9 protein-coding genes are annotated in these 13,015 nt (G+C 56.6%); 3 read left to right on the forward strand and 6 right to left on the reverse strand.

What is annotated here, in order from left to right:
* Positions 1-159: 159 nt before the first annotated feature.
* Entirely contained in the window at positions 160-1,350 is a 1,191-nt protein-coding gene (locus AC1KVG_RS16725) for a tyrosine-type recombinase/integrase (protein WP_065048369.1), read from the forward strand.
* Positions 1,351-1,375: 25 nt separating this feature from the next.
* Here the strand turns inward: AC1KVG_RS16725 and AC1KVG_RS16730 are convergent, their stop codons facing one another.
* From AC1KVG_RS16730 to AC1KVG_RS16750, 5 genes are all read right to left on the reverse strand, one after another.
* Complete coding sequence (locus tag AC1KVG_RS16730; RefSeq protein ID WP_065048368.1) at positions 1,376-1,585, reverse strand: 5-methylcytosine restriction system specificity protein McrC; 210 nt, start codon at positions 1,583-1,585, stop codon at positions 1,376-1,378.
* 213 nt (positions 1,586-1,798) lie between these two features.
* The gene (locus tag AC1KVG_RS16735; protein WP_172837873.1) at positions 1,799-2,767 is read right to left on the reverse strand and encodes an alpha/beta hydrolase; all 969 of its coding nucleotides are present in this window, start codon (positions 2,765-2,767) and stop codon (positions 1,799-1,801) included.
* A 675-nt stretch (positions 2,768-3,442) separates the two neighbouring features.
* Positions 3,443-6,109 (reverse strand): M1 family metallopeptidase, encoded by a 2,667-nt coding sequence (locus tag AC1KVG_RS16740; protein ID WP_481095135.1) that lies wholly within the window; start codon positions 6,107-6,109, stop codon positions 3,443-3,445.
* Between the two features lie 482 nt (positions 6,110-6,591).
* Positions 6,592-7,986, reverse strand: coding sequence for a D-serine/D-alanine/glycine transporter (cycA, locus tag AC1KVG_RS16745; RefSeq protein ID WP_481095136.1), 1,395 nt, complete (start codon positions 7,984-7,986; stop codon positions 6,592-6,594).
* A 722-nt stretch (positions 7,987-8,708) separates the two neighbouring features.
* Entirely contained in the window at positions 8,709-9,077 is a 369-nt protein-coding gene (locus AC1KVG_RS16750) for an ArsR/SmtB family transcription factor (RefSeq protein WP_225879947.1), read from the reverse strand.
* 110 nt (positions 9,078-9,187) lie between these two features.
* Here AC1KVG_RS16750 and AC1KVG_RS16755 point away from each other — a divergent pair, with 110 nt between their 5' ends.
* Positions 9,188-9,934 carry a glucose 1-dehydrogenase gene (locus AC1KVG_RS16755; protein WP_039522454.1) on the forward strand — a complete coding sequence of 249 codons (747 nt, stop codon included), beginning with the start codon at positions 9,188-9,190 and terminating at the stop codon, positions 9,932-9,934.
* A 186-nt stretch (positions 9,935-10,120) separates the two neighbouring features.
* On the forward strand, positions 10,121-11,653 hold the full coding sequence (locus AC1KVG_RS16760) for a S41 family peptidase (RefSeq protein WP_167705951.1): 1,533 nt from the start codon (positions 10,121-10,123) through the stop codon (positions 11,651-11,653).
* 293 nt (positions 11,654-11,946) lie between these two features.
* Here AC1KVG_RS16760 and AC1KVG_RS16765 read toward each other — a convergent pair whose 3' ends face one another.
* Complete coding sequence (locus tag AC1KVG_RS16765) at positions 11,947-12,810, reverse strand: SDR family NAD(P)-dependent oxidoreductase (RefSeq protein ID WP_481095137.1); 864 nt, start codon at positions 12,808-12,810, stop codon at positions 11,947-11,949.
* Between the last annotated feature and the right edge of the window lie 205 nt (positions 12,811-13,015).

A 13,015-nucleotide genomic window follows, 5' to 3' on the forward strand; every position in this document is an offset into this window, starting at 1 on the left:
TCCGATGTAGTCCGGAAAGTTCAAGAAATTCCCTGAAAACCGTTGGTATTTGGTCTAGCAAGGTCCAGCTGTATCCAGTTGCATCCGTGTGTGAAGTGAGTCAGGCTGTGAGTCGTCCCAGTGCATTTTGCCTGCCCGACTCACAGCTACCTGACTCACATGCTTACAGATACAAAGCTTCGCGCGCTTAAACCTAGGGATGCTGCCTTTCGGGTAGCTGACTCAAATGGCTTGTGCATTGAGGTGCGTACCACTGGTGCAAAGGTTTGGCGATATCGCTACCGGTACGCAGGCAAGCCAAGCATGGTGACCATCGACGAGTACCCGGCGCTTTCACTGATGCAGGCTCGTGCAGAGCGCGACAAGTTACGCATGCTGCTAAAGGGTGGAGCCAACCCAGCCCATGTCGCTCGGATTGAGCGAGCCGTCCAAGCCGAGCGCGTGAACACCACATTCGGAACCATTGCGCTTGAGCTGTTGGCTAAGCGAGCGAAGGAAGGGCTAGGTCCAGGTTCGGTAAAGCGAGAACGCCGTCTGATCGAAAAGGATTTGGCTTTTATTGCTGACATGCCGATCACTGATGTCAGTGCTCCCATTCTTCTGGCTGCTCTAAGGAAGTTGGAACAGAGGGGCGTGGTGGAGACTGCCCACCGGGCACGGTCTCATGCAGGACGAGTTTTCCGGTATGCGATTGCGACGGGCAGGGCTCAGCGAAATCCTGCTGAAGACCTTGTAGGTGCATTGGAGCAGCCGCAAACCAAGCATTTCGCAAGCCTGACCGAGCCTGGGCGAATTGGCGAGCTTCTGCGCGCGCTGTGGGCCTACCAGGGCTCGCTTGTGACCTGCGCGGCCCTCAAGCTGGCCCCCATGCTTTTTGTGCGCCCTGGCGAACTGCGGCAGGCCAAGTGGACGGATATCGACTTGAAAGCCGGTGAGTGGCGCTACGTCACTAGCAAGACAAAGACCGCGCACGTCGTTCCTTTGTCCGCACAAGCAGTGGCAGTGCTTGAAGAACTATGGCCACTCACCAAGCGCAGCGACTACGTGTTTCCCGGCGTGCGCAGCGCCGATCGCCCCATGAGCGAGAACACGGTCAATGCCGCGCTCCGCAATTTGGGCTTCGATGGCGAAACCATTGTAGGTCACGGCTTTCGTGCGATGGCGCGGACCGTGCTGGATGAAGTTCTGGGGTTTCGCCCAGACTATATCGAGCACCAGCTCGCGCATGCCGTGCGTGATCCATTGGGGCGAGCCTACAACCGCACGGCGCACCTGCCAGAGCGCAAGAAGATGATGCAGGGGTGGGCCGACTATCTAGACAGTCTACGGACACAGGGGCAGACAAGCTGAGATAAGGCTGTGTCAGCCGTTTCTGTCAGGAAGTGCGTATCAGATCTGCTTGCTCGTACCGAGCCGCCTCGCCAATGCCCTGCCGGCTTATCACCATATCCCGCCGCAGCTGGAACCACTGTGCGTCGCCGTGGCGCACCAGATGGTGCCGCCTTACCTGAGTGCCCAGCACGAGATGCGCGGTAAGCTGCTTTTTGAAGTGCTTGGCGACATATGTCTCGAACAGCTTTTCCATCGGGAATGTCGACTCCCCGTAAAGTTAATCCAACCATAGCCAGAGCTCCTGGTCGACGGGGCGGTACGCACTATCAGAAAGGGTTTGGGATGGCGCGCCTACTCGGCAAAGTTCCGCTGCATGCGCGAAGCGCACGATTGCCGTTTAGTACGGCTGTGTGGACATGCCGGCTTTGACTGCCTGCCAGTAGTAGCCATCGACAGCCCGGCCGACTCATAACCTGCGGTTACGAGCCCCCCGGCTCGGGAGTCCGACGATGTGTTGCAACACCGCGCGCAATGAAGCATGGAACACTGCCGCATGATGCAGGGCGGGGAACTCGCGGTAGCGCACTGCAAGACCTGGCAGCGTCGCCAGGCGCTTTGCCAGGTGCAATGCCGCGTCAGCTGGCGCGCCTTGAATTGCATTCAATAAGTCTGTGTGATCAGGACGTTCACGGCTACGCGGATCGATCTGGCCGGCTCGCTCTGCTCCACCGAGAAATATCCATATACGCGCGGGATAGTGCGACCCGCATGCAATGAAGTGCTCCTCGGGCGTGCCTAACAGTGCGCCTTGCCCCCACCATAGTGACGGGCTGGCAGTGGCGAAATCGGTGAACAGGCCGTCGCCAGCATACAACGCGTGCAACACAAACAGTCCGGCCAATGAATGTCCCCACAGCGCCTGCCTACTGCGATCCAACCGCACGTGGTGTGTGATCGCAGGCATTGCTTTCAGCAGCAGAGCATTGAGCAATGCTTGCGCACCGCCACCTACCAGCCCGTCTGGTGCATCGGGAGCTTTAAGAAACGGATGGTCGGCAGGCTGGAACGTATAATCGCGAGCGCGGGTAGGCAAATCGATCAGCAGGTCGTGGTCGGCATCGATAAACACCAGCACGGGCGGCGCCGGCAGCTGCGACAACCGGCACAGCAAGACGGTATCGAAGTGGGTAAGCGCCCGGTTACCGTCCAGCATCCACAGCGACGGAAAACCGCGTCTGGGTGGCTGCACACATGGACGTGCAATACGAATGCGCCAGCGACGCCCATTATCTTCATCAATCACTACGCTGTCGAAAAAACGGTAGCAACGAGTCGGCGGCAAGCGCTTGCTAGTTGCCCGGACGCCAAGCCTCAGCCGGCCCGAGCTAAGCCTGTGTTGCTGCGGATTGATGCCGCGCCATGTTGTTGAGATCATTGGAGCATTGGGCAGGCGCGACCTAATAAAAAAACTGCGCTCGACAAATCTCGCCTGAATACTTCAAGTATTTTCTATATGAATTCATGATTTTTTACCCGGCCTGTTGATTTTTAATAAAAGATTGCGCTAGCGATAAAGAGCTGCACTAAAAACAGCAATACACGCTATCGATATCCAGTTTTCGGACTGATTGTGCGTTGTCGTTAAGGTGGATTGCTCGTCATTTGCATTGAATAGATATTTTTTCTTCAGATGATTTGAACTGAATGTTAAGGGGGAAGTGTACGTGGCGGGTAAGTATGGAATGTCTCGCCGGAAGATCGCAACAGGTTATGACAGTAGCGCATTGTTGCTGCTTGCAAGTGCTGAGACAGAAGAGCTGGGTATCTAGATCAGGAGAAATGTTTAAGATCTTCCATTTTTGTGTTTAAAACGTGTTTAACCCGTGAGTCAGCACGGATCTAGACGCTTGTTTTTCCTCACCACATAGCCGATCGCTCTAGTAGCTCTTCAACACACCCGTAGCACACTGATTGCCTGGCTATCCTTAAGTAAACAAATAGGGTAAAGCGCTGGATCGCTCTTTCGTCCATCAACCAGCCTCAGCCCCACTCGACGTGGACTGAGGACATGGGGACGCGCAGCAACAGAAAGATGCGTCTGTAAATGCACTCACTCCTTACGCCCTCTCAACCAAGCTTCAATTTCCGGGACCCGTCGCTCTCGCAGCGTGGCGCGCGTTTGAATGGCGGCGATGGCTTTTTCTGCATTGCTGCGTGCGTCTGGCTCAAGATAGTGGTCTGCGTACACCTTGACCTTGTCGGCGGTCTGCCGGTTGGCCGAGGTGGCAACCAGGCGCGGGTAGAAGCCGCTGCGGGAGGTGGCACCGATCAGTGTGTCTACTTGTTCGCGATGCGCGACCGCGAAGTCAAACGCCAGGTCCGGGTGCTGGCGTGCCACCTGCGAAATCATGCGCATGCCGATGTTGCCGCCAGGCTCGCTGGTCATGCCTAGGTCAAGTGCACGTTGTGCCAGCGCAGCATCTTGCGTATTCGCAAGCAGTACGTAGTACTGCGTACGCAGCGTGTTGCTGGTCTGCGCCTTGGCCAGAACGTGTAGACGATCCCATGTGGCGGCGTCGGCATGGCGGGACACGATGTCCAGCACACTCTTACGCAGATCAGGCGGCAATGCATCGGGATCGGATTCAAACGCGACAAAGCGGCGCCGCGCTTCTGCGACGATGGCAGGCTCGCCCATGGCGCCCAGCGCGCTGAGCAATTGCGCGCGCGCCACCTTCACCTGGCTGCGCTCGTTGACGCGGCTGTCCCAGCCCAGGTTGCCAAAAGCTGGCGTCAACCGCGACGCCGCATAGCTACGCCATGCGGCCTGCTCTTTGGGCGCGCCATCGAATACCGTGTCGATTCCGTCGAACAGCTCGGCCACCACCTGCCACACGTCTGGCGGTGCCGTGGCTGCCACGCTGGTGGTGAGATCGAGCAGGTCGGCCTCCGGTTGCAGGGCGTTGGTGGCCAGCGCACTGGTGTCCATCAGTGCGCCCATCTGGTCCACGACCGGCAATGTGGAGAAACCTGTGCGCAGCACCTTGAAATCAGCGGGCGCATAAAGCGTGCGGAAGTAGCCGTTTTGCCCGGCATTAACCACAACAGGCCCACCGCAACCAGGCAATTGTAGTTGCGCGGTGCCGTCCACCAGTACCCGCGTGAGCGTGCCACTGGCACCGCGTACAGCCACCGGTACGCGCCAGCGCAGCGGCGTCTTGTTCGGGCGATCCAGCGTGTACTCGCCCTGCTCCAGATCAACCGTGGTGCTGCCCACAGTGCAGGTGGTGCGCACCTTGATCAAGGGCACGCCCGGTTGCAGGGTGAAGTCGTGCGCCACCTGAGTGAATTGCTTGCCTGGCGCTACGGCATCGAATTGCTGCCAGAGGTCATCGGTGGTGGTGTTGCCGTAGCGATGCTGGCGGATGTAGCGCCGGACACCATCGCGCCATTGCTCGGCACCAAGGTAATCTTCCAGCATCGCAATGATCGCTTCACCCTTGTTGTAGGTGATCTGGTCGAACGCCTGATCGGCTTGCTCCACCGTGGTCACGTGCTGCACCACCGGGTGAGTGGTGGCAGATGCGTCGCCCTGCATAGCACTGCGGCTGCGCAGAGCTGGAAGCATGTTGTTGCTGTCCCACTCCGGGTGCAGCTTTTGCGTCGTACGCGCTCCCATCCAGTTGGCAAAGCCCTCGTTGAGCCACAGGTCGTCCCACCATGCCATGGTGACTAGGTTGCCAAACCACTGATGCGCGATTTCATGCGCGGCCACGCCGAAGGCACGTTGCTTGTCGTCAATGCCAGCCACTGCCGGATCCAGCAACAGATAAGCTTCGCCACTGAGAATGGCGCCCCAGTTCTCCATAGCTGCGTTGTAGCGTGCCGGTGCGGCAATGTTGTCTAGCTTTGGCAACGGGTAAGGCTCGCCGAAATACGCGTTGTATTCATGCAGAATGTTGCGCGACGACTCCAGCGCAAACTGTGCTTGGTCTAGCTTGCCGGTCTGGGCCACTACGCCGATCTCGGTGCCATTCTCGGCCTTGACCGTGGCGCGCTCGAAATCGCCCACACCCAGGAACAGTAGATACGTGGACATAGGGGGCGTGGGCTGGAACACCACGCGCTTCAATCCGCCGGCGATCGCGGTGGACTTGGCCACCGGTAGGTTGCTGATCGCCATTTGCGCGGCCGGTACATTCACCGCCAGATCAAAGGTGGCTTTGAAGTTGGGCTCGTCCCAGGAGGGAATGAAGTTGCGTGCATTGGCCGCCTCAAACTGAGTAAGCAATGCACGCCGTGGGCCTTGCGGCGTCGTGTAATCAGCAGCAAACAGTCCGTTGGATTGGGTGTTTATCACCCCGCTATAGGCGATGGATAGCACGTAGTTGCCGGGCGCCAGCGGCTTTTCAAAAGTGAAGCTGGCAGTCTGTTCCTCATCATTGGCGCTGACCATGGCTGGCTGCGGCGTGTCACGCTTGCGCTGGGTGAGCGTGGCGTTGACAAAGGTGAGCTTGGCCGCATGTAGCGTGATGCTGTCAGTGGGTTGCAGCACGACGACGTCAATGGTCACCTTGCCATCAAAGGTGAGTGCATCGGCATGCGGCGTTATCTCTACCGCGTAATGCGTGGGCTTAGCGGTGCGGGGTAACTGGGTCGTAACTGTGCTCACCGGCGAGCTTGATCTGCGTTGGGCAGCAGCATCCCCTTGAGCCGAGGAAGGCAGGGAAGTACTGATCAAAGTCAACGTGATGGCAGCTTGCAGGATGTGTCGCACAGTGATTGCCTCGGAGAGGTAGACGCGATGTTCGGCTTATATCTAAAGTTATAAAAAAACATTAGTAAATTATTGCAGGGTGCGAAATACTCTACACGGAAGCGTAGTTCAGGCCCGCAAGACGCCCGAACTGCTGAATGGCTGGACGCCATCGATCCGCAGGACTTAATGATTCATCCTCAATAAGTCTGATTAGTCCTATTTGACATGGCTGTGCTTGCAATAAATCGAAAGCCATTGTTCCTTTGTGTGGGAAAAGTGCCGTAAAATTAATTTTCCTTATGACGCTGAGGGTATCACTAGGTCGCCGAATTCCATTGCATTCAAGACATGCATTGGGAATTCAACGAGATAATAAGAGATCCGCGCTTGTTAAGCGCGGAGCCACTAAAGGTATTTTATGCAAATGCTTCTGCAAACCCAATGAGTGCAATTTCTGGTAATCGGCAGGCGTGCTCTCTCCTTGGCATGAATACTTGCGTTTATTGATGGGTCGATAATTTCTTTTCGCTTGCGCTGCGCGACTTGGCTAGATAACTGATGGCCAGTATCAGGAACCACATCGGGCTGGCCAACAGCGCCTGGCGTGTGTCGCTCTGTAAGGTCAGCAAGACAATGACGAAGGCGAAGAACGCGAGGCATACGTAGCACATCAGCACACCGCCGGGCATCTTAAAAGCTGACACTGCGTGCAGCTCCGGGCGCTTGCGCCTATAGGCGATGTAAGCGCACAGAATCAACGACCACACGAACATGAAGAGCACCGCCGACAATGTCGTGACCAGAGTAAAGGCGGTGACTAGGTTGGGGATTAGGTACACCAGCATCGCGCCCAACAACAAGCAAACGCAGGAGAACAGCAAGCCGCGTGCTGGCACTGCTGCACGAGAGAGCTTCGCAAATCCCTTTGGTGCATTTTGCTCTTCGGCAAGGCCGTAAAGCATGCGACTGGTCGAAAAGAGACCGCTGTTAGCCGACGAGGTGGCTGAGGTGAGCACTACGAAATTAATCAGACTTGCCGCCGCTGGTATTCCGGCAAGTACGAACAGCTCCACGAACGGACTTTTGCCGGCCACTACCTGCCGCCAGGGCGTCACGGCCATGATAGCGATCAGGGCAAGCACATAGAAAATCAGGATGCGCACAGGAATTGAATTGATCGCTTTAGGCAGGTTGCGATGCGGGTCGGCGGTTTCTGCAGCAGTGGTGCCGACCAGCTCGATGCCGACAAAGGCGAACACTGCGATCTGGAATCCAGCGAAGAACCCGCCAATTCCCATTGGGAACATGCCGCCGTCATTCCACAGATTGGACAGCGATGCCAGGTTGCCGGAAGGCGAACGGAACCCCCACATCACCAGCCCCGCGCCAGTAATGATCAATACGCAGATGGCGATAATCTTGATTAGTGCGAACCAGAACTCTAGCTCGCCGAAGAGCTTCACTGTCACCAGGTTCAACGCAAGCAAGAGTAATACACACATCACCGCTGGAATCCACGGCGCTAGGCCCGGAAACCAGAACTGTGCGTAGGCAGCGATCGCGATGACATCCGCAATGGCGGTGATGATCCAGCAGAACCAATAGGTCCATCCACAGAAGAAGCCCGCCCATGGGCCAAGCAAATCTGTGGAAAAGTCGATGAACGACTTATATTCGAGGTTGGACAGCAGTAGCTCGCCCATGGCACGCATAACGAAGAACAGCATCGCGCCGATGATCAGGTAGACGAACAGGATTGAAGGGCCAGCCAAGCTGATCGTCTTGCCCGAACCCATGAACAAGCCGGTGCCGATTGCCCCGCCAATGGCGATTAGCTGCAAGTGGCGGTTGGAAAGACTGCGCTGCAGATGATCGGGCGCGGATGGGTCAGACATGAGGAGCGGACCGGCGACTAATGAGCTGGCCAACGTACATCTTCGTTGATCATATTGTTGCCTAGTAACGCAAATTGAGACCGCGAAGCGAATGTTTGAAGATTTTTGGAAGCGCAATAAAATTTAGAATCGTCACTGCTACACGAGAGCTTCGTAAAAAAGTACGTGAATGCATATGGGATAATGATTGACTAATGATTTGGCATGCGACTTTTACTAGCGAGCTCGATTCGTCTTAAGCAGTTATCGCCTGGCGTTGAAATAATGGCCTCGGCTAGAACGTGCCGACCAGGAAGCCCACGTTTGAGATGAATTTCGTTCGGCACACTGAATAACCTTCTTATGCCGGTGCTGTCCTGCGTGGCAGAGTGGGCCGAGCCGCAGTCACAGACCCGCGTCCGGAGCGATGGCGCGATGCATGCCAATCTTGTCCGCAACGAGCGCGACGAACGCTCGCACTTGAAGTGGACACATCTATGTTTATCGGGGTTAGGGAGCGTTTAAAAGACTGCGCCCGCCCAATGCTTGATATCAGTTGCAGCTGCTCACTGAAGCGCTGCAGATCGCTAGCTTCTCCGGGGCTGGTGAGGCCGCGTGTAGGAGTGAGACTGATAGTGAATGCATGAACTGACTAGGCTGATATCGCTCCGCTCCAGGATGCGTACAAGCCGCCGCTTGCGGTCGCTGACCGGCGGCTGGTTCACCCATCGCAGGATCTTGACCTACGATTTCAAGTTAGGCGCGCCATCTGCGTTGTCCGATGCATAGGCGTTGATGATCGCTGCTACCAGCCCTGGGAAGCGGGCGTTGATTTCTGGAAATCTCGAATGGTTCCGCATCTCAACACCGTGACGCTCGCTGCGGATCAGTCCAGCCTCGCGCAAGATCTTGAAATGATTCGACAGCGATGATTTCGGAATCACGCGATCGCCCAGCTCGGCGACAGAAGCACACGCCTCGACATGGCCGGCAGTGAGGATCTTGGCAAGGATCGCCGCACGGTTGGGGTCCGACAGCGCATGGAGAATCGCGGCGGGTCGAACGTCTTCGATAGCAGGATGAAGTAAGGGTCTCATGGTGATTTTCTGCAACGCTTGACCTCGGTGACCATAGTTCATAATATCCGAACTATGGGACTAGGGTGTGCGTTCTGCAGCTCTGGTCAATGTCGATGTCAAAAGTAGCAATCGAGGATAGCAACATGAAGAAGCTGGCAGGTAGGGTGGCAGTGGTGACGGGGTCCTCAAAGGGGATCGGCGCAGGCATCGCAAAGGCGTTGGCGGCAGAAGGCGCATCAGTAGTGGTCAACTACGCGTCGAGCAAGGCGGGAGCAGATGCCGTGGTTGACGCTATCTCCGCAGCAGGCGGCAAGGCGCTTGCAGTCCGGGCAGACATCTCCATCGCCGTCGAAGCACAGGCACTTATTGAATCTGCGGTGACGCAGTTCGGGCGTCTCGACATCCTGGTAAACAACACCGGGGTCTGGGATGTGGGAGCGGTAGAGCACGTCACAGAGGATCAGTACCGTCGCCTGTTCGATGTCAATGTTCTGGGCATGATCATGACCACACAGGCGGCCATCAAGCATCTTCGAAACGAAGGTAGCATCGTCAACATCTCCTCTTCGATCACCACCTTGCGATCGCCAGGTACATCGCTGTACACCGCTAGCAAGGCAGCCGTTAACGCAATTTCTGGCGTATTAGCCAAGGAACTTGCCCCCCGCAAGATCCGCGTCAACGTCGTCAGCCCAGGATTTGTAATCACCGAAGGAACGACAACTGCCGGCATCGTCGGTTCGGAAATGGCAAGTGGCATCGTGGCGCAGACGCCCCTTGGACGTGCAGGCCAGCCGGAAGACATCGCAAGCGTGGTGACGTTCCTTGCATCTGACGATGCCCGATTCGTGACCGGTGAAGAGATCCTGGTCACCGGAGGATTACGCTGACTAATGCCTTCATGCAGCTGGCCTGACCCGGCCGGCTGAAAAAGGCGCGAGACTTTCCTCAATAAGCATGCGGAAATGTTGTGGCGTGTCTACTTGCGGACAGGCGGACACCCCTCGGACGTCCGCGGACACCGTGCAGTCAGTAGGGGTAACATCTGTCGCGGAAGAGCTTGGCATGGATCCTGCTTGACCTACCTGATCTATCAAGGCTCTCATCTAATGGCATCCGTTCCAAAGCACCGCCCGTCTTCGAGCCGCGTACTCCCTGTCTTCTGCGCCGCCTTGGTGCTCTGGTCCGAGATGCTTTCCCCTGCTAGCGCGCAACAGGCCCCACAGTCGAGCACCGCTTATCAGGGATGGGCTGCCATGGCGGACAAAGATGTCGACTTCTCGCTGCAGTGGTTTCGGGACCAATCCATCATGGCCGTGTACCCAGATCCTTCAGGGTTTGAGGCCACTCTGTCGAAAGCACGCAAACAAGCCGATGCGGACCTACAGCAGGTCAAGAATTTTGAGGGCTATCGACAAACGATGGCTCACCTTTTTTCAACGTTCAACGATGCGCATGCTTACGTCTCTATTGAGCTGACACCTGTGTTCTATCAATGGCCGGGCTTTCTCGCGGTCTACCAGGGACGCCGTTTCCTCGTTGCTGGATCGGAAGGTGTGATAGCCAACGGAGCTGAGATCACGGAATGCGACGGACTGCCTATGGCCGAATGGTCAAAGCGCGTGGCGCCCTACCAAAACATGATTCCAGGCCTGGAGTCCACGCATGCACGTGTGGCACTGAACCTCTTTCGGGATTCAGCGAGTCCCTTCATAGCCAGGCCCCGCAGCTGCATCGTCGACGGCCGCAGCGTTGATTTGCAGTGGCACATCATCCCCACCACCGAGCTCGCAAAAATCCGGTCACAGTTGGTCCCTCAGCTGGGAAGAAGCGTCACTGTCGAACCGTTCGGTAACGACGGCGCATGGGTGCGGCTCGGAAATTTCTCTCCACGAGACCGGAAGGAGTCAGATCAGTTTGAGGCGCTCTACAAGGTGGCCCCGTCACTGCGTGATAAGTCAATCATTGTGCTTGATGTGCGCGGAAACACTGGCGGGCCTTACGAATGGTTTATGGGTGTATTGCGTGCGCTCTATGGCAGAGAGTATGCAAATTACTATGCCCGTGAACGATTGAAGATTTCTGCTGTCCTCCGAGTCAGCAAGGAGCATCAGCGCGACGCAGCAGCACCACAGGGACAAGCCGACCCCAGCGCCCCGGCAGAGGGGCCGAAAGACGGCACACCCTATGACGCCGACAACAGCCTATACGCCGCCGCAGTGGCACGGGGAGAGACAGTAATCAAAGAGCCGGTGAACGCTAACAAGGTTCCGAAGCCCAGACGCATACCCGCCAACCCTGTCAGGGCAAAGGTCTTCGTCCTGACTGACTACGACTGCGGAAGTGCGTGTATTGCGTTTGTAGATGAGCTGAAGAACTTCCCTGGGGTCAAACAGGTTGGCCTTGAAACGTTTGTTGATACGCGGACAGGTTCTCCAGTCGAAGCTGACCTACCCAGCAGTAACGGCGTTATTGCGGTCCCCTATGTGACACGTGACGGCCGACAGCGCAACGACAACGTGCCTCAGCAGCCTGAGATCGAGTACAAAGGAAACATCGCTGACACCGCGTCTGTAAAGGCTTGGATCGAAAAGATAGCTCGCGAGTAATGAAGTCCGTACTGGGGAGAATGCAGCGGCTAGCAAGCAACGCTGCTGGCATCGATGTAAGCTAATACACCCACCCAAATACGCTGTTCTATCGGGGAGCGCACGCTTGGAAAAATTTCCCCATAGACCCAGCCGCTACAACGGGTCGAAGCCAAGCGGTTGAGGAAATTAGTCGGCCTAACTATTGATCGCTAATCTAAATTTTCCTGCCTCATAATCCTTTGATTTCAGGTTCGAATCCTTATGGCCTTGGCCGTATCCCGAAATGGCATCGTTAGCGATCAAGCATTCCTTCAACTATTCATGACGCGCGCAAACAGGGATTGGTGCAGCGAGCGCGGAGTAGCCCAAATCATGAACGCGCCAATCTTGTTGCCCAATCCGGGGACAACGCTAATGCGACCCTTATGGAGTGCGCGGATGCCCGCACGTACCACCGGTGCCGGTTGCATCATCGCAAGCTTCAATCCGAGGGTGATCTTTTGCTGCGCAGCCTGAGCGAATCCAGTGTTGGACATACCTGGGCACAGTGAGGTGACGGTGACGCCATCGCGCTTGAATTCACGATGCAGCGCATCGCCCAAGCGCAGGACGTACGCCTTGGATGCACCATAAACAGCCATGTCCTCCACACCCCAGAGCGCCAGCAGACTGGCAACCAGAAGGATCCTGCCGTGACCGCGCTGGCGCATATCGGCGCCGAACAGTCGGGTCATGACGGTAAGGCTAGCGATATCAAGCTGCACCATCTCCAGGGTGCTTTGCACCGAGGTGTCCAGGAAGGTGCCTTGTAGCCCGTGGCCGGCGTTGTTGATGAGGATTTCCACCTCAATGCCCCGCTCCCGGAGGCTGGAATGCAGGGCCGTTATGGCCGTTACATCTGACAGGTCAACTTGTTCGGTGATGACTTCCACTCCATGTTCGTGGCGCAGCGCAGTTGCCAGAGCCTGCAGGCGCTCCAGCCGACGCGCGACAAGAATCAAAGGGTGGCCCTTAGCCGCGTATTGCTTGGCAAATTCTTCACCGAAACCGCTGGAAGCGCCAGTGATCAGGACCCAGTCTGTGTTGTTGCTTGGCATGGTGGTGGCTCTGTGCATGGTGGACGACGTGGCCTGGATCCTGGCTTTCAGGCAAGATTGGAGACCGATGGTCTTCAATCTAGAAGACCATCGGTCTTTTATCAAGTGAGGTACAGGTTTTCGTATGAATTCGTTCACGCCATATGTCCGCGCACGCTCGGTTGAGCAAAAAGAGGAGCGCCGCCGCCACCTTTTAGCCACTGCTCGCGCGATGCTGGATGACAGCCCGGGCGCGCTTGATCTGGGAATCAATGAACTGGCGCGCCAGGCGCAGATGACAAAG

The organism is Xanthomonas sp. NCPPB 3959 (assembly GCF_056675575.1).

What these genes read in the sequence shown, in the direction of transcription:
- AC1KVG_RS16735 (WP_172837873.1), bottom strand. Translation starts at nt 2,767, where the DNA reads ATGATCTCAACAACATGGCGCGGCATCAATCCGCAGCAACACAGGCTT.
- cycA (WP_481095136.1), bottom strand. Translation starts at nt 7,986, where the DNA reads ATGTCTGACCCATCCGCGCCCGATCATCTGCAGCGCAGTCTTTCCAAC.
- AC1KVG_RS16730 (WP_065048368.1), bottom strand. Translation starts at nt 1,585, where the DNA reads ATGGAAAAGCTGTTCGAGACATATGTCGCCAAGCACTTCAAAAAGCAG.
- AC1KVG_RS16755 (WP_039522454.1), top strand. Translation starts at nt 9,188, where the DNA reads ATGAAGAAGCTGGCAGGTAGGGTGGCAGTGGTGACGGGGTCCTCAAAG.
- AC1KVG_RS16725 (WP_065048369.1), top strand. Translation starts at nt 160, where the DNA reads ATGCTTACAGATACAAAGCTTCGCGCGCTTAAACCTAGGGATGCTGCC.